At 56.2% G+C, this 18408-nt stretch carries 15 protein-coding genes and 1 tRNA gene; 3 read left to right on the top strand and 13 right to left on the bottom strand.

The annotated features are described in order from the left end of the window. Positions 1–33: 33 nt before the first annotated feature. Entirely contained in the window at positions 34–3837 is a 3804-nt protein-coding gene (locus tag AMM41_RS02875) for a translocation/assembly module TamB domain-containing protein (RefSeq protein ID WP_194944589.1), read from the top strand. 287 nt (positions 3838–4124) lie between these two features. After that, positions 4125–5021 carry a hypothetical protein gene (locus AMM41_RS02880; RefSeq protein ID WP_089952870.1) on the top strand — a complete coding sequence of 299 codons (897 nt, stop codon included), beginning with the start codon at positions 4125–4127 and terminating at the stop codon, positions 5019–5021. 26 nt (positions 5022–5047) lie between these two features. Here the strand turns inward: AMM41_RS02880 and AMM41_RS02885 are convergent, their stop codons facing one another. Then, a complete protein-coding gene (locus AMM41_RS02885) occupies positions 5048–7030 on the bottom strand; it encodes a response regulator (protein ID WP_089952871.1) in 1983 nt (660 codons plus the stop codon). A gap of 25 nt (positions 7031–7055) precedes the next feature. After that, positions 7056–8126, bottom strand: a complete 1071-nt coding sequence (locus AMM41_RS02890; protein ID WP_089953568.1) for an MBL fold metallo-hydrolase — start codon at positions 8124–8126, stop codon at positions 7056–7058. A gap of 194 nt (positions 8127–8320) precedes the next feature. Here AMM41_RS02890 and AMM41_RS02895 point away from each other — a divergent pair. After that, positions 8321–8395 (top strand) — tRNA-Arg (locus AMM41_RS02895). On the opposite strand, the gene AMM41_RS02900 is transcribed toward AMM41_RS02895, so the two are convergent. The 11 genes from AMM41_RS02900 to AMM41_RS02950 all read right to left on the bottom strand — a co-directional run bounded on the left by AMM41_RS02900 (position 8396) and on the right by AMM41_RS02950 (position 18301). After that, positions 8396–9331, bottom strand: coding sequence for a cyanophycinase (locus AMM41_RS02900; protein WP_089952873.1), 936 nt, complete (start codon positions 9329–9331; stop codon positions 8396–8398). A gap of 122 nt (positions 9332–9453) precedes the next feature. Next, a complete protein-coding gene (locus AMM41_RS02905; protein ID WP_089952875.1) occupies positions 9454–10176 on the bottom strand; it encodes a DUF4395 family protein in 723 nt (240 codons plus the stop codon). An 87-nt stretch (positions 10177–10263) separates the two neighbouring features. Beyond that, a complete protein-coding gene (locus AMM41_RS02910; RefSeq protein WP_089953571.1) occupies positions 10264–11262 on the bottom strand; it encodes an MBL fold metallo-hydrolase in 999 nt (332 codons plus the stop codon). Between the two features lie 50 nt (positions 11263–11312). Then, positions 11313–13046, bottom strand: a complete 1734-nt coding sequence (soxB, locus tag AMM41_RS02915) for a thiosulfohydrolase SoxB (protein ID WP_089952878.1) — start codon at positions 13044–13046, stop codon at positions 11313–11315. A 59-nt stretch (positions 13047–13105) separates the two neighbouring features. After that, positions 13106–13762, bottom strand: a complete 657-nt coding sequence (gene soxX, locus AMM41_RS02920; protein ID WP_089952879.1) for a sulfur oxidation c-type cytochrome SoxX — start codon at positions 13760–13762, stop codon at positions 13106–13108. Between the two features lie 18 nt (positions 13763–13780). Further along, the gene (gene soxA, locus AMM41_RS02925; RefSeq protein WP_089952881.1) at positions 13781–14584 is read right to left on the bottom strand and encodes a sulfur oxidation c-type cytochrome SoxA; all 804 of its coding nucleotides are present in this window, start codon (positions 14582–14584) and stop codon (positions 13781–13783) included. 74 nt (positions 14585–14658) lie between these two features. Beyond that, positions 14659–14970: a thiosulfate oxidation carrier complex protein SoxZ gene (soxZ, locus tag AMM41_RS02930; protein WP_194944590.1), complete on the bottom strand. Its 312-nt coding sequence runs from the start codon at positions 14968–14970 to the stop codon at positions 14659–14661. Between the two features lie 56 nt (positions 14971–15026). After that, entirely contained in the window at positions 15027–15482 is a 456-nt protein-coding gene (soxY, locus tag AMM41_RS02935; protein ID WP_089952885.1) for a thiosulfate oxidation carrier protein SoxY, read from the bottom strand. 69 nt (positions 15483–15551) lie between these two features. After that, entirely contained in the window at positions 15552–16625 is a 1074-nt protein-coding gene (locus AMM41_RS02940; RefSeq protein WP_089952887.1) for a c-type cytochrome, read from the bottom strand. Then, positions 16609–17973 (bottom strand): sulfite dehydrogenase, encoded by a 1365-nt coding sequence (soxC, locus tag AMM41_RS02945; protein WP_228769067.1) that lies wholly within the window; start codon positions 17971–17973, stop codon positions 16609–16611. Before soxC ends, AMM41_RS02940 begins: the two co-directional genes overlap by 17 nt. A 22-nt stretch (positions 17974–17995) precedes the next feature. Beyond that, positions 17996–18301, bottom strand: coding sequence for an ArsR/SmtB family transcription factor (locus AMM41_RS02950; protein ID WP_089952890.1), 306 nt, complete (start codon positions 18299–18301; stop codon positions 17996–17998). Positions 18302–18408: the final 107 nt, after the last annotated feature.

The raw sequence follows: 18408 nt of genomic DNA on the forward strand, positions 1-18408 counted from the left end.
CCTCCTCCCACGCCCTCCCCGGCCCCACCGACCTTGCGACGGTTCGCCTTTTGGCGTGCGGGCTCAGCCATGGCCTTGTCGGCTTTGCTGGGCCCTTTGGTTTTGATGGGTTTGGCATGGGCTTTGTGGCTGTGGTCAGGCACTTCAGGCTCTTTGGGCGCTGTGATCAAAGGGGTGAACTGGGCGCTGCCCGCAGGTCAGCGCTTGCAAGCACTGGAAGTTTCGGGCAATTTGCAACAAGGCGGCCCGATTGGCCAACTCGTGTGGGAAAAAAATGGCTTGCGCATCGAGCTGAACCAAGCCCATGTGCAACTTGATTGGTCCCGTTTTTGGCATCAACCTTGGCCCATCCAGTCCTTGCGTGTGGGCGCATTGCACCTCGACGACCAAAGCCCCGCGTCCTCCACTTCCGCCCTGAGTTCACTGACCTTGCCCATGCCTGTGCAATTGGACTGGCAAATCGACCGCATCACTTGGCACAACAAAGCACAAGCCGTGGCCACCGGTCTGCGCGGCCACTATGGCTACGACCAGCGCTTGCACACGCTCACCCTGGACGAAGGCCAAGTGGCCAAGGGGCAGTACAGCGGGACCGCGCAATTGCAAGCGGTGGCCCCCATGGCTTTGGACATGCGCATCCAAGGACAGATCCAACTAGCGGACCCGTGGGCTCAAAAGGCCGGTGTGCTGTCACTGGAGGCCTCGGTGCAAGGTCCGCTTTCTGGTGACAAGGCCGAGCTGACCGCGCAAGCCCAACTCGCCCCCTCCAAGCCCACCACCCGAAAAAATGCAAACGCGCCTCTCGAGGCCATGGCACTGCAAATGCAAGCCCGCCTTCAGCCCTGGCAAGCGCAACCTGTCGTGCAGGCGCTGCTGCAAGCCCAAGCCTTGGACTTGGCCCTCTTGTGGCCTGGTGCCCCCCAAACCCGACTGAGCGGACAAACCCAACTCACGCCCGATGGCCAGGGCTGGCACTTGGACACCGAATGGCAAAACACGCATGCAGGCCCCTGGGACCAGCAACGCTTGCCCGCGTCGCAACTCACGCTCCAAGCCGATTACCAACAAGGTCTTTGGACCGTGTCACAGGCCAAAGCACAGTTGGCGGGGGGGCAGTTGGCAGGTGCTGGACAACAAACCGCCAAAGGCTGGACTGGCCACATTGAGCTCCAAGCACTGACACCGGCCCAGTTGCACACCGCCTTGGCCGGCCCGCCCGTGCAAGGCCAGCTCAAAGCCAGCGACACGGGCATTGGCCCCATCGCCTTGTCGGCAGACCTGAGTGTGGTGCCCTCTTCACGGTCGGGCACACCCACCGCGCCCCCAAACAGCAGCAACCCACTGCAATGGCAGCATCTGCAACTTCAAGGTCAGTGGTCCCCGCAAGAATGGGACATCCGCAGCTTGAACTTGGAGGCCGCTCAAGCGCGGCTCAACGGCCAATTCAAATACCACCCCCAGCAACAATCCTTGCAAGGCCAGGCACAGTTGAGCTTGCCTGGACTTCAAGCCCAAGTGCAGGGCCTTGGTGCGCCCAACCAGGGCCAAGGCCGACTGGAGGTCGATGTCCAAGATGCCCAACAAAGCCTGGCCTGGCTGTTGCGTTTTCCTTTTTTGGCCCCCGCAATACAAGGCCTGCAGGCGTCCGGACGGGGTCAAATCAAAGCCGATTGGCAAGGTGGATTTGACCAGGCTGACACAGCCATCCAAGTCACCATGTCCGCGCCGCGCCTGCAGTACAGCCCAGCCAAAGCGACGCCTTGGTTGCTACGATCAGGGCAAATTCAAATCCAAGGCCATTTGAAAGAACTGCAGGCCCAAGCCGACTTGGGCTTGGCACATGGCAACGACACGCTCAACCTGAAAACCCAGATGTCGGCCAACCGCAACGACCCCACGAGCCCAGATTGGCGTGGTCAGGTACAAAGTTTTCGCCTGGAGGCGGCGGTGCCATCGGGTTCTCGCCCATGGCGAGTGGAATTGCAAAAACCCTGGCTTTGGCAAGCCCGACTCGCCATGCCCCCAAGCCGTGTGCAGTGGGATGCAGCGCAATGGCTGGTGCAAGGCCCATCACCAGGCTTGGCCAAGCTGTTCCTGGAAGCGGGCTTGTGGCAATCGATGGGCTCAGGCGCAGCGGCGCAAACCCAAGCTGCAGCCCGATGGGAGGACGTGCCTTTGGCATGGCTACCAGGACTGCTTGGGGCTGACATGCAAAGTGATGTGCTGCTGCAAGGTCAATGGCAAATGCGCACCCAACCCCAATTGAGCATGAGCGCCCAAATTCAACGCAGCCGGGGTGACTTGCGCATCCTGACCGACAGCATGCCAGGCCAACGGCTGCCTGCGGGCCTGCGTGACGCCCGCTTGCAACTGAACCTCCATGGCTCGGCACTGGACACCACGCTGAACTGGGACAGTGAACACATGGGCACTGTCAAAGCCCAAGCCAGCACGCAATTGAATTGGTCGGATGCAGGTGTGCAGTGGTCAGCACAAGCGCCCGTGCAGGGCTGGATCGAGGCCAATTTGCCACAAGTCGGGGCTTGGTCTTTGCTGGCCCCACCGGGCTGGCGCGTTCAAGGCACTTTGGCTTCCCGCGTCGAGCTGTCGGGCACGCGCAGCCAGCCTCAGTGGCAGGGCCGTTTGCAAGCCGACAACCTGGCCGTTCGCTCAGCGGTGCAAGGCATCGAATTCAGCCAAGGCCAACTGATCGCACATTTGCAAGGGCAGCAACTGATTTTGGAGCGATTGAATCTGCGCGGTGCGGGCACTCAAGGTGGTGAGTTGCAGGCCCAAGGGCAGCTGGGTTGGCAAGCCAGCAACGCGGCTTTTGAGCTGGCCAACCCCATGGGCAGTGCCAAACTGCTGCTGAAAATGCAAGCCAAGGGCCTGCGCGTGAGTAACCGGGCCGATCGGCGCTTGGCCGTCTCGGGTGAGGTCACAGCCGAAATGGACAAAGGGCAATGGCGCATGTCGGGTCTGGTGCAAGCAGACCAGGCCCTGTTCATCTTGCCCGAAGAAAGCACACCCAGCCTGAGCAGTGATGTGAAGGTGGTGCGAACCGAAATCACCCCTCCTGCCAAAATCCCTCACACCAGCGCCACATCCTGGTTGGGCACACCCGATGTCCAAATTCGCTTGGACTTGGGATCGGACTTTCAGGTGCAAGGCCAAGGACTTCAAACGCGTCTGGCCGGGCAAGTCCTTCTGGTCAGCAACAGCGCCACACGGGGACTGCCCAGGTTGACAGGCCAAGTGCGCACAGAAGGTGGCCGTTACAAAGCGTATGGCCAACAACTGGACATCGACACCGGGGTGCTGCGGTTCAATGGGGCCTATGACAACCCCGATCTGGACATCATTGCCCTGCGCCCCAACCTCTCTCAGCGTGTCGGGGTGCAGGTGTCTGGCACCGCCTTGCTGCCACGCATACGCCTTTACGCCGACCCCGAGATGCCCGATGCCGACAAGCTCGCTTGGCTTGTTTTAGGTCGCTCGGCGGCCAGCGGCGGGGCCGAATCGGCCGTTCTGCAACAAGCCGCTTTGGTCCTGTTGAGCGGCAACGGCAAGAGCCTGAGTGGTGAATTGGCCAACAGTCTGGGCCTGGACGAAATCTCACTGGCCAGCGGCAGCCGCTCAGACATCAACGCCACAGGCGCGGCTGTCACCCTGGGCAAGCGCCTGTCCAAAGACTTTTACATGGCGTATGAAAGCAGCCTGAGCGGCACGTTTGGCAGTCTGTACATTTTTTACGACCTTTCGCGGCGTCTGACACTGCGAGCGCAAGCGGGGCAGCAAAGTGCGCTGGACTTGATCTTTACTGTGCGCAAGGACTGATCTCCACCCCGCCATCAGGGGCAGCCATACCCCTGGGACTCCAGGGCAGCGCCATGGGCTCGGCAGTTTTGAAACACGACGACCATCTCTGGGGTGGGTGGCCTTAAGGGGGCTTGAGTATTTCAAAAAAGTAACTCTAAAATCCTCTTTATTACTCCCTGAAAGAGATCACGCCATGGGCCCAAGCGCAACACTCCTTGCCATCATGACAAACGACAAGCCATGAACTGTGCCGACGCCGTGACATTCAATCATTGGGAACATGCTCGATTCGAAGAGGGTGCACCATGAATACAAACCTGATTTGGCGAACAGAGGAAGCCCAGCTTCTTCAGCAACTGAGAGAAAAAGCAAAAACCGACAGCTTGGTCTTTGCTCGACTCAACGCCCTGTCATTGGCCCAACTCCAAGAACTGGAAGGCCACGGTACAGGCAGCTTCTACAACCCGCAGATCAAAGCCAATACCGGCATCAAATTGCTCAAAAAATTAGGCCATGAATGGGTTCCCCCTGATGAACCGCAGAACATTGAGCAGACTCTGGGCACTTCAACAGTTGCCAGCTTGGGCCCCGTTACACCACCAAGCCACAGGCCAAGCTTTCGTTTCATCACCCCTCGTCAAGCCAGCGCCTTGCTGCTGATGGGTGGCCTGACTTGGATGACTTGGCAGCTGTGGGGGCCGCGTTTGGCATTCACCCCAAACGCGCAGCCCTTGTTCAATCTGAGCAAGCCACAAACCGAGCCGGGCCATGCAGCAAAGCCTCATTCAGACCCGAGTGACGACATCGCCATCTCCTCGCTGAATTTGAACGCCCTGCAGCCAATGCCCAGCTCAGCCGCCGTAGGCACCGCCTGGACCCACTCCCCCAAGCCAGAAGTCAGTGCCTGCGATGGCCAACTTCGGCACGCCAGCTTTGCTTACGAACCCGCCCATCCGATCAAGGCGGGCAATTACATCCACTTTTTAGCCTCGCAAGATGTCAGCCTGTGCGTTCGTGACCAACAAAATCAGCTGACCAGCCTTGAACTCAAGGCAGGGGCATCGCGCAGCGTCTATGGCGATCCGCCATTTTTGGTGCACAGCCCCAAGTGGTCCAGCTTGCAGGTATTTTTTCAAGGTCGACCCGTCAGTGGCATTCCCGATGGCGCGGCCCATTGGCTTTTCAAGACAAGATCACTCTGAAGCCGCCCGACGATCGGGTCATGCATTCAATTTGGCGAATCGACTTTTTTGGCCGACAAGTGTCGCTGCACAACGGACCACAATCGCTCAGAGTCAAAAGGTTTGACCAAATGGTCCGTGATGCCCTCAGACTTCCACCGCTCAAGCTCATCGTCATCACCTGAAGCTGACAAAGCCACAATGGGCAAATTTTGAAACCGGGCTTGCTTTCGAATATGGCGGGTGGCATCCATCCCCCCCATCACAGGCATTTGCAAATCCATCAACACCAGGTCATAAGAGAGGCTTTCCATCATCTGCAGCGCCATCCAACCATTTTCGGCCGCATCCACCGTGACCTGTGACATTTCCAAAACGTGTTTGACAATATCCCGAATGGAACGGTGATCGTCCACCACCAGGATGCGGGTGCCAGGCCAAGACCGCGCCAAGGCCTCTGGCGTCCGATGGACCCCAGCGTTGCACGCTTGAAGCCGAAGCTTCAAACCCCAGACGGTTCTGCCATCCTCATCGGGCTGGGCTTGCAGATCGCCTCCCATCAGCAAAGCCAGCTGCTTGCAAAGGGCCACATGCCAGTCCATCGACCTTTGTTGCTCGACAACACCACATGTAGCTTGCGTCTGGCGCTCATCGCTGGTTGGCCCATGACAATTTGGGTCAACCGCTTGCGATCGAACGGTCAACAGCAGATTTTCAAAATCCCGATCCCGCTCCAAATGCACCACCTGCAACACCAAAGAACCCGAGTCTGAACTTTGAACAGCAACCCACAGCAAGTTGAACAAGGCTTGCACCAATCGCGAGGCATCACCCGAATAATGATCGGACACACCCGAGGCCACATGGATGGTGATGGTGGGTCTGGACACTGGCCCATCTTGGGCCCACAAACGATTCAAGGTCTCCAACACATCGGACAATTGAAATCGCTCACGCACCAACACCAATTCCCGGTTTTCAAGACGAGAGAAATCCAAAATATCCTGGGCCATGCTCAATAAAAAGGCGGCAGACTTTTGCGCCTTTTGAAGCGACTTTGAATTCAACTCGCCCTCCCCGCCAGAACCCGGCTCGGTGGCGCTCAGGTGCGGTAGAAAATCCTTGACCGCTGTTTGCACAGCAAGGCCGATTTGAGAGAGAAATCGGGTTTTGACCGTGTTGGCCATTTCAGCCTGCTGACGGGCCTGAAGAAGGCAGTCTTCGTAGTGTTTTCTCTCACTGATGTCACGGGTCACACCCACGATTTCAACCAAATTGCCATGGGTATCCATCAATGGAAAAGACAGGCACTCGGTCCAAAACGTGGAACCATCCTTGCGAAAATACTCCAACTCGCCTTGAAAACTATCGGGTGTTTTTCCGCACTGCACCGCCTTGGCCACTTGCTGAAAATAGGCAATGCTGACCTCAGCCGATGGAGGCGTCAGTGTTTCATGGAGGGGCATTTGCATGGCTTCTGCAGGCGTCACACCCCGAAGCTTTTCAACCGCAGGGCTGACATAGGTGATTTCACCCAAGGTACTCATGCTCCAAATGACATCGCGTGCACTGTCGGCCACCACGCGGTGGCGCTGTTCACTGACCCGCAATTGAGTTTGTGCATCGATTTTGTCAGCAAGGTCTTTGACGATGTAAATCCACAAAAGCTCATCTTGCGAATCTTTCATGGACGTCAAGCACGAGACCTCTGCCACGACGGATTTGCCGGGTTCCGTTAAAAAAGATTGCACCCAGGTATCGGGTGATGGCCGCGAATGATCTGGCCCTTGTTCCGCATAAACAGGTGTTTTTTGCAGCGCCAAAGGCGACAAGTCAGGCCATCGCACACCCAGCAATTGATCGGCCGAACGCCCCATCAAGTTGGCAAAAACACCATTCACACGCTTGAAACGGCCTGTTTTTGCTTCGACAAACACCACACCAAAAGGTGAATCTTCAAAATCCAGATCGCAGCGCTGTGGAGACCGTTCAATGCGATTTTGCAAAAAAGGAAGGACAAACTTGATCATTTTGAATTCTTTCTCAAGGAGAATTTCATCGCATCTGATAATGGGCCACGCCTTTGTCGTCCAAGGTTTGACGGACCAAGCCTTGAGACACCAGATAGTTCAAACAAGCCACACTTTCACCCGTGGCCAAATTCAGCAGACCCGCATCGGACTCGTCAATCCGCCGTCCAAACAAAGTCGTAAAAACGTCCACCACCCGCCGAGGCTCTTTCAAGGTTTTGTGCAAGCGGTCTAGGGAACGCTTTTGAGAGGCCATCAAATAATCCAGCCGAGCGTGCAGCCCCCGAAAGCATTCATTGTGCGATGGCAAGACCAAGACATCGTCGGGCACTTCACGCCGCAATTTGGCCAGCGAAGCCAACCAATCTTGCATGGGATTGGCATCGGGCTCTGTGGGGTGCACCGACACATTGGAGGAAATGCGGGGGAGCACTTGATCACCTGAAATCAAGAGTTTGAGATCGGGACAATACAAACAAGCATGCTCCGGCGAGTGCCCCGTCCCCACAATCACGCGCCACACATGTTCACCAATGCGAATTTCTTCACCGTCTTGCATGCGCCGATAACTGTCAGGCATGGGGTGGATGTACTTTCCAAAATGACCAAACCGTGCCCGATAATTTTGAATGGCCACTTCGCCCCAACCGGCCCGTTGCAAAAACGAAATGGCATCGTCGGGAGCTTGCCGCCCCGTATCGGCCGCTAACACACGGCAATGCAGGTACTCCTGACGCGTCATCCACAAGCGACAATGGAATTGACGGGTCAAAGCGCCCGCCATGCCCACATGGTCAGGGTGCATGTGGGTCACCAGGACCCGCGTCAAGGGCTGTGGCTGCGGCAAACCAGTCAACAACCCCTGCCAAGCCGCGATGGTGGTTTCGTTGCGCATGCCAGTGTCCACCACTGCCCATCCCCCCTCGTCTTGTAAAGCCCAGACATTGATGTGGTCCAAGGCGATCGGCAAAGACAACCGCATCCAAAGCACCCCCGGCACGACCTCCAGGGACTGTCCCGGCTGCGGTGCAGATTCAAAAGGGTAGATCAGCGTCGGTTTTTCAACGCGATCAGGAATGGGCGTGTCCAAATTCATGGTCAACAGGCAAGGTGGAAATGTGACAAAACAAGCCTTGTGAAAGGCCACTGACTCAATGGATCATATCCACCCACCACGCCCCGACTGAGTCGTGCACTGTACAGCCGATCTTTGCCCATCCACAGCCTGACCAGCCGACTTCGGCTTTCGCCGATTCAAACACCCTCTTTCGCCCGTAAAATAGACAACTTGCCACCGTAGTTCAATGGATAGAACTCTCCCCTCCTAAGGGAGTGATACAGGTTCGATTCCTGTCGGGGGCACCATCAGGCCCTCATGGGGCCCACGGTCACCAGCCGCTCAATGGCTCGGCGCAAAGGTGCAGACTTGGCATCTTGAGCCATCGAACCCAATGTGTAGCGATGCCCCGCCGGCAGCATGTGCAACTGCACACCCAGCATTTCAATCGACTCCAGCGCTTCAATCTCGTCCACGTTCGACCGCATTTGTGTCGGATCAACCAAGGTCACACTGCCTTGACCCATCACTTCAATGCCTTGGCCTGGCTCAATCACCAAAGCAGTGTCCTCGTCAATGCCCACGCCCAGCAAATCCGGTCGAATCGCCAGTGTGGACAAGAGACGTGGCAAGCGTCTGCGTTCGGAAAAATGCTGGTCTATCACCGCCTGAGACAACAACCCCAATCCCATGTCGGTGTCCACCGCCTCTTTGCTGGGACGCAACACGGCCGGACCTTGCGCAATCATGTGACGCGACATGACCGCTGCACCCGCACTGGTACCCCCAATACAACACCCGTTGGCATGAAACGCCTGATGCAGGGATTGGTACGCCAAAGTACCCCACAAAATGGCCATGAGTTTGGACTGGTCACCACCGCTGATGAACAGGCCATCGGCTTGCAAAATTCCCGCCTGCACCTCGGGTGACTGGGCACTGTCCCGGTCATACAAATCCAGTGGCTGCACATCGTGCACACCCAAGGCATTGAAGGCCTGTTGGTAACTTTGCCAAACCCCTTGGGGGTCACCACTGGCGGCGGTGATCAGGCGAATTTTGGCCATAGGGCCGCCGCAATATTCTGTGAATTTGCGCAAAATAAGGCGATCTCTCAATCGATCTTCGGCCCCTCCCACGATGACCAAGCGGGAAACTCTGGGCCTTTGCGCCAAGGCAGGCTTGGCCCACAGCGCCGACAGGCTCGCCAGGGACAGGCCCTTCAATAAATAGCGTCTGTTCATCAGGACACTCTACCCCAGAAAACCGTCGGACTGAACGAGACAAAAAGCCATGGGGCGGATTCACAAAAGAGAGGGTGAACCCCAGCAAAACGCCTCACCACAAAGCTCAATGGGCAAGGCTTTTAAGAAGAAGGCCCAAAGTCCAAGTTATGACAGGCTTCGCATTCTTGTGTGAACAGGCCCACCTTGACCAACAGGGCATGTAACTCACAGCCAAGGCAATACCCGAGCACAGCCTCCAGCCACATGAAGCCCAAGCAAACCCAAACCATCACCAAGGGCAACCATCGAGCCAGGTATTGCTCGGTGGTGGGCAGCACTGGCGTTCGAAGCACAAAATTCACGGCGGCGGCGAACTTTTCTGGATGGAAGAAAATCAAACAAAAACCGATCATGCATGTGCCGATGGTCCATGCAAAGCGTTTAGGGGCCAAGGGCTTCCAAACCGCTTTCGACCTTCTGGCCAGCCAGCTGGACAGCCAAATGGTTGGCGACAGATAAGCCGTTTTGACACTCATGCCCGCCAGCATTTCAAACAAAGCATAAAACAAAATACCTGTCTGCAAGGTGTAGTCATAAGTGCGTCTGACCGCCTCAACCATGTACAAAATGCGTCCGTCGAAATCGGTCTCAAACGTGTCAGTGATGACCTCACCCGTCACCACCCAGCGAGTGCCAAAAACAATGTCCAACAAGGTGAACACCATGAACACAGGCACCGCCATCATGATCCCCGCTCGAATGCGAACCGCTGTGTCATTGATGAAGGGCGTCACATCATCGCGACTTCTGAACCAGAGCAAACCCATGGCTTGAACAGGCTGTTTTGCATTGAAATTTGTCATCCCCACCCCCCGAATTTTTATTTTGAATCACGGGACCTGGCCGTGCCCAGTCCATGCACAACGGTCATGACATCCGTGCTGATCGGCTCAAAACGCTTCTTTTTCAGCCTCTAGATACGCCAGGCTGATGTATTTGCCAATGTTGCCCTCAAACCCCTGCATGGACTTGGCTCGTGCCTGCACCCGAGCATCTTTGAGAACCATGCTGCGGGCATCTGCTTCACTCTTGCCGTCTTTGACGGCTTGCAAACAAGGCTCCCAAATGCCCGCCATGAACTCGCCATATGACTTGAGCAAATCCTTGCTGCCCAGGCCATGGCCGGGCACCCACATTTGTTCACCCGTGGCCGCCATCAAGGCCTTGTAATACTTGAAAGTGCCCACGTACGAACCTTCGTCCATGTTGGCAATGCGGTTGGCCATGGCGATATCACCCACCGCTGTGAGTTTGTCTTGCACAACCTCGACACACAGGTCAGACGGTGTATGGGCCGTGCCATAGTGGTGCATGCGAAAGCTCACGTCTCCGATCTGGATGACTTGGCCCTGCTGCACCGGCGTGTTGGGCAAGACCACCTGCGTGCCCAAGGTGGACTGGTTGGTCCAGCGTTCCATCAGACTGCGCCACAAATTGCCTTCGGCGCCTTTGAGTTTTTCAATGGTGCTGGGCAGTGCGTAAATGGGCAGTTTGTTGCCATAGGTTTTGACAAAAGCGTGGTTGCCCAACCAATGGTCACCGTGGTAGTGGCTGTTGAACACGGCCACCACGGGTTTGTCGGTCACCTTGCGGATCATGCGAATGGCCATTTGACCAATTTGCAGTGAAGCACCCGAATCGATCACCACCACGCCTGCGGAGGTCACGACAAAGATCACATTGGACATCATGCCCCGGTTTTCAACGGTTGGAAAACCATCCGGAGAAAACACCATCCAGACATGCGGCGAGAGTTGCCTGGCCGGAATATCGGCCACAGGCGGACCCTCAATGAATTCCTGCGCTTGCTGCGCCAGCAATCGGGCCTCTGGCCACATGGCCGCACCACCGATGGCAGCGCCGACCCACAACAGTTGTCTTCTTTTCATGGTGATCCCTCCTCCAACGATGCAGCGCCAGCTGGCGCTGCCATTGCGCATCAAACGGCGTAGCCCTTGTTGGGCAATGCGCCCATGATTTTGGGGGCGTTGAGTTGGCGAGGCTTGATGCGCCCGCCTTGTGCCTTGAGCCAAGTCTCAACCACATCCCAGACTTGCTTGTTGCCTTGGGTACGGGCTTCTTCGGCCACCGGGGCCCAGCCCGCCACCTTGTACTTTTTACCCGATTCAATGAGCTGGCCTTTCAGGCGAAGATCACCAATGCGCTTGCCTGCGGTGGCCACCGGGTTGCAGCTGTAGCTCAAACCACCCACACGCACCATGTCACCGCCTTGCTGGTAATAGGGGTCCGGGTTGAACAGGTTGTCGGCCACGTCTTCCAGCACCGTCTTGATGGTCTCACCCGTCATCTCGGTCACAGTGGCGTACGAGTAGGTGGTGGCGGTCATGTCGAGCAGCCACTCGCGCGTGATGGCTTGACCCGGCAAAAGTGTTGTCCCCCAACGGAAGCCTGGCGAAAACGCAATCTCGGCACCTTGCACGTCCAGCAGCGCGTCGACCAACAACTGGTCACCCGTGCCGTTGAAGTTGCCACGGCGGTACAACAGACCATCTGTTACGGCCAGTTTTTCGGCCAGCTTGCTTTCGTAGGGCGCACGGATCTTGGTGATCAAGGCGTCCATCTCTTTGTCGGCGGGCAGCATGTTGGAGAACACGGGCAGCAGCTTGTAGCGGAAATCGCTGACTTTTTTGTCCTTGACCTCGAAGTCCAGCACGCCCAAAAACTTGCCATTCGAGCCGGCATTGGTCACCAGCGTCTTGCCGCCCTTGTTGGACACAATAGAGGCCACGGGCATCCCGTCGTGTGTGTGACCACCCATGATGGCGTCGATGCCACTCACGCGGCTGGCCATCTTCAGGTCCACGTCCATGCCGTTGTGGCTGATGACGACCACCACCTGGGCACCTTTGCCACGGGCTTCATCGACCATCTTTTGCATGTTCTCATCCTGGATGCCGAACTCCCAGTCGGCCACCATGTACCGCGGGTTGGCAATCGGGGTGTACGGGAAGGCCTGGCCGATGATGGCGCAAGGCACACCATTGATCTCGCGGATCACGTAGGGCTTGAACACCGGGTCGCCAAAGTCGCTGGTCTTGATGTTTTGCGCCACAAAGTCGACCTTGCCTGCAAAGTCTTTTTCGACGATTTCCTTGACGCGCTCCATGCCCAGGGTGAATTCCCAGTGGCCGGTCATCACGTCCACGCCCAAGAGTTTGCAGGCATCGACCATGTCTTGGCCGTTGGTCCACAAACTGGTGCCCGAGCCTTGCCAGGTGTCACCACCGTCGAGCAGCAAAGCGCCGGGGCGGCTGGCCTTCATGCGCTTGACCAGTGTGGCCAGGTGCGCAAAACCACCCACCTTGCCGTAGCGCTTGGCGGCTTTTTCGTAGTCCAGATAGGTCAGCGCATGGGCCTCCGCCGTGCCCGGGCGGATCTTGGCCACTTGCAACAAATACTCACCGACCAAATGCGGCAGGTTGCCCTGCATGGAGCCAATGCCCAAGTTGATGCTGGGCTCACGGAAATAAATCGGCTTGAGCTGCGCATGGCAATCGGTCATGTGCAGGAAAGACACATTGCCGAACTTGGGGATGTCATACAAACCATTGGCGGCTGTGCTCGCGCTGGATTGGGCGTAAGCGCCCATGCTCATGCCAGCCATCGTGCCGGCACCCATGACCTGGATAAATTCGCGTTTGGAGAGATTCATATTTGCAATCACTGATATATAGGGAGCTAAAAAACCCGGCGAACCGGGTTTTTCAGAGCTTATTGATTCACGGGCGATTTGGGATCGAGCAACAAGCCGACGATGTGGCGGACCTGTGTTTCGTTCAAGATGCCCATGTGGCCAGCGCGAGGCATGTTGGAGCAAGCGTTGTAGGCCTTGGCGTTCCAGATCTTGCCCCAGGTGTACTCCACGATGGCTTTGCTGGCCGGATCGTTGGGGTTGGTCACGCCACGAATCTTGCCGTAGTTGTACAGGCTCGGTCCAATGGTGCCGTAAGAAATTTCTTTCTTGTCCATCTGGTGGCAGTTGTAGCAATTGCCACCGTTCACGGCCGTGGCCGAGTCGGTCCATGTCAAGCCACGACCACTTTGCGCAATGGCTTCACCTTGCTTCCAGTCACCGATGAAATTGCCGTCCGATGGCCATTTGATGGCTTTGAGGTTGGCTTCTTCGATGCGTTTGGCGGTTTTTTCGTCCAAGGGCTTGCCTGCCACGTCGGCTTCACTGCACACGCGGTTGGTTTCGTCGGTGGCGGTGATGCGTTCCACTTTTACATGACTCTGGTCACGAAAAGAAGCCTTGACGATCTTGTCGGTCAGGGCGTTGAGCTCGGCAACCGAGGGGGCGGAGGCGCAGCCTGCCGCCACCAAAGCGGCCGCCAAGCAGGCCAAAACGAGTTGGGTCTTTTTGTTCATGTGTTTCTCCTGCTCAGATCAGCGTTTGATGGCCGGTGCAACCGATGCAGCACCCTTGGCGTTCACACCCAAATAGGTCGACAAAGCGATGGTGGCATCGCTGGCAAAACCTGGATAGGGAAACCGCTGCTGGCGATAGCAGTCGTTCAGGCGCAATTGCATGCTCCACATCTGGCCGTTCGACACGCGGTACGCAGGCCAGGCAGCAAAGCCCACGCCATCACCGGGGTTCTTGGTCAGGATGGGCAGGTCTTGCAAGCGGATGCGCTTGCCTTCTTCACCGTGGCATGACGCGCACGAGAAGTCATGTGGACCGCCACGCTGGAAGAACAGGCGCTTGCCCACTTCATAAAACGTTTTTTCCTGGGCATGTGATTGCGACAGGTTGAACTTCAAGCCTTTGGATTCGGCAGCGATCCAGGTGGCCAAGGCGGTCACATTGGCCATCTCGCCTCGACCAAATGCGGTCTTGTTGATGTCGGCGGCATTGAAGCCCTGCAAAGTTTCCATGCAGGTGACCAAGCGCGACTCCAAATCTTGCATGCGTTGCGTGTCTGCAAAATAACGTGGCAAGGTCACAAATGCCCCCTTGACCACACCCGGTCCTTGACCCAGATCGCATTTTTCAAGCGATGCATTTTTGGGACCACGGGCTTTTTTCCAGAGGTCTTCGCCTTTGGCTTCGAAGAGATCGGCAGGGTTGCCGTCTTGCAGCATGGCACGGTATTCGTCGATGCCTTGGCTTGCAGTTTTTTGGGCCAGGGCTGGCAAGACGGACATGGCCAAGGCCGCTGCCACCGAAAGAGTCGCTACTTTTTTCATTGTCACCTCTTGGGATTGTTCAAACGCAAAAAGGGTGAAGTTATAGCTTCACCCTTTTTCAACTCAACGGTCGATCACGACACAGTGGCTTCGTCGGTGCGGGTATCGCCTTTGTTGTCTTTCCAAGTGACCGCAATTTTGTCGCCCGCTTTGGCGCCTTTGACGGCAAATTGCAAAAACGGGTTTTTAGAAACTGCAGGGCCCCACTCAGCGGCCATCACTTGTTTGCCATTGAGGCTGGCTGTGACTTCCTGGATGAACCAGGCAGGCACGGTTTTACCGGAAGCGTCTTTGCGCTGACCGGACTCCATTTCGTGGCTCATGAGCACACGAACGGTTGCTTTGTCACCAGAGGCCTGGGCACGAATGCGCATTGGATCTGCCATGTTTTTCTCCTAAATCTTTCAGTGAATCAATGTAAGAACGTTGTGTGGACAGTGGCTTAGCCGCCGCAACCACCCAAAGTGACTTTGACTTCTTTTTTGGCCCACAAGGCCTTGCCGTCGTTCATGATGGCCACAGCGTAGACATCGGAGGACTGGCCCATCTTGGCGCGGGTGGTGAAGTTGGTTTCCACTGCATCGGATGCGTGGAACATGGCGACCAGAGCCGCTGGGTTCTTCTCAACCAAAATCAACATGTGCTTGACGCCAGCCAACGCGGTGCTCGCACCCAAAGGCACAACAGCGCCGTTTTCAGCGATGTCCGGACCAGTGATGGTCACGTCTTTGCTCTCTGCCATGCTGGCAGCGCCTGCCGCTTTGGCAGCGTCTTGCACTGATTTGGCCTCAAAAGCGGCTTTATTAAAAGCTGCTTGGGCGAACTGAGGAAAGCCTGCAGTGGCCAAGAGGCCAGCCACAACAGCGGTTTGCTTGAGTGTCTCGCGACGGTTTTGCATCTGATATCTCCTTGATGATTGAGTGATGCTATAGAAACAGGTTCAGCAGCGCATCGGGTTGAGCCCGAATTACTTGCTGGCCCCCTTGGAAATCCATTCGGCAATTTGCTTGGCATCAGCATCTGGCAAAGCTTGCGCAGGCATGGGGATTTGACCATAAACACCCACACCACCGGCCTTGATTTTGCCGACCAAATAGTCGGTTTTACCCGCTTGCTTTTTGGCAATCTCATTGAAACCAGGGCCCACGATTTTCTTGTCCACACCATGGCACGCCGTGCAACTGTGTTTGTTCAAGAGTGCAATGGCCGCTTTGGCTTCATTGTTTTCAGGCTTGGCGGCGACCACTGGAGCTGCAGCAGCAACTGGCATGCCGGCTTTGGCTTCAGGTTTGGTGGTATCTGCTCCGCGCTGCGGTCCAACAATGCGGTTTTGCTCTTGCAAATTGCCATGGGCATTGCGTGCAAAATCAGGCAAAAAGGAAGCGACCTTAGGCTCAGGTGTGCAATCTTTCATGCACACTTTGTTGTCTGTGTCAGGCTTTTTCACACCACCAAACTCATTGCCTGGCCACATCGCATGCGCTGTGGTCATGCCATTGCGGTTGGGCATGCGGGCTTGAACTTCGGCAATGTTCTTGTCAGACAACACATAGTTGTCCGGCACGATGTTGGCCAAGTTCAGCAAAAACGCAGTCACAGAATACACCTCTTCCGTGGTCAAGGTCTTGGGGTTGGTCCAAGGCATGGCACGGTTGATGTAATCCCAAAGTGTTGAAACCGTGGCCACCTTCATGATGGTGGTGCGACCAGGGTAGTCGGCACGGTTCAAATTGGCCACGCGCCCTGTCTTGATGTCTTCGGCCGTGGTGCCACCAATCAAAGGACTGAACACTTCACCCGACTCACCAAACACGCCGTGGCAGTGGGCGCACTTGCCCTCCCAGACGTCTTGGCCTTTGGCGACCGAGCCCGACCCTGGAGGCAAGCCCTTGAAGTCAGGACGCACATCAATGTCCCACTTGGCAACTTCTTTGGGCGTGGCTGTTCGACCCACACCTGGGTATTGTGTATTTTGAGCAGCCGCCACCGTGGCCACTGCCAACAACGCAACCGTCAAAACGGCATTACGAAACCTGGACATTTTTCACCTCACCGTTTTCCTGCACCAACCACGACTGGATGGCGTTGTTGTGATAAATAGAACGTGTGCTGCGAACACCGCGCACTTGCTGGTATGTGGGTTGCACATGGCCCGTGTCATCTTGTGCACGGCTTTGAATAATGGCTGGCTTGCCATCCCAAACCCAATCGAGGTTGAAACGAGACAGGGCTTTGGACAAAACAGGGGTTTCCAAACGCGCTTGTCGCCAGTTGCGACCACCGTCGGTGGACACGTCCACACGCTTGATCTTGCCTTTGCCCGACCAAGCCAGTCCGGTGATGTTGTAAAACCCTTTGTCCAACAGCACTTGACCACCAGAAGGTGTGGTCACCACGCTCTTGACTTCCTGCAAGTTGGTGTATTGACGGTGCAGGCCACCGGGCTGCAAGTCAATGTAGTGAATCGCTTCGTCTTTGGCAGCGTAAGGCTTGTCACCCACTTCAACGCGGCGCAGGTACTTGACCCAGCTCACACCTTGCACGCCGGGCACCACCAAGCGCAGAGGGTAGCCGTTTTCGGGGCGCAGCATTTCACCGTTTTGACCATAGGCCACGATGACTTCACCTGAAGTGATCAGGCTCATCGGAATGGTGCGGGTCATGGAAGAACCGTCACCGCCTTCGGCCAGCACAAACTTGCCGTTTTTCAGGTCCGCGCCGGCGAGCTCCAACAACGTGATCAAAGGCACACCCGTGAACTCGCTGCAGGACAACATGCCATGGGTGTATTGCACGGTGGGCACCGCGACGTTGCCCCATTCGGTGGCGCTGTTGGCACCACATTCAATGAAGTGGAAACGCGAGACGGATGGCAAGCGCATGATCTCGTCCATGGTGAAGACCATGTTTCTTTTGACCATGCCGTTGATCATGAAGCGGTGCTTGGACGGATCAATGTCCCACCAGCCTTGGTGGTGACGCTCGAAATGCAAACCGCTGGGTGTGACAATGCCGAACAAGGACTGCAAGGGCGCGAACGACACCGAGGCTTGGGTGGTTTGTGTCAGGCCTGGGCTTTGACGGCGCTGCAAGTTCGCTTCGAACTTGGAGGGCTTGCCATAACCTTCCACGGCCACACCTTGACCCAAGCCCACAGCGTGCTCAGGCAAAGTCAGAATATTGGGGTCACCGCCTTCGACGGGAACAGGGTTGCCCTGGGCCATGGCCATGGGGGCAGCTGCACCTGCTGCAGCTGCAGCAAAGGCATTGCGGATGAAATCTCGGCGGCCTTTTTTGCCTTCGGTAAAAACCTCCTTGATGCCACTTTGGGTCAGGAAGTTTTCAGGTGCTTTTTGCACCCTTCCTGAGTTGATGCTGTCTTCTTTCACACGAACTCCTCGTTTTGAGTTGTCAATTTACGGCTGTATCGATGGCCACTTGTGTGCACACTGCACGGCAAACCTTCGCTGCAGTTTCGTCTGCAATCCGATAAAACATTTGGGCACCGTCACGGCGCTTTCCCAAAATGCCCGATCTGTACATGATGTTCAAATGCTGTGACATGTTCGGTTGCGCAACACCAATGTTGCTCAAGAGCTGTCCTACATTTTTCTCACCCTGACACAGTTCACTGATGATGCGTAAACGAATCGGTGTTGAAAGTACAGCAAACAGTTCTGCTGCCTTGTCGTAGACCTGATCGCTTTCATCGCTCATGCACTACCTGCCATTAAGTTCTTATATTCGGATATGCGAATATATAGGATAAACAATGATCCTGAATCAAAGATTACAGAATCAGCACCATCAGATCCGGACAAACC

This window comes from Limnohabitans sp. 2KL-3 (assembly GCF_001269405.1).
Taxonomy (GTDB): domain Bacteria; phylum Pseudomonadota; class Gammaproteobacteria; order Burkholderiales; family Burkholderiaceae_C; genus Limnohabitans_A.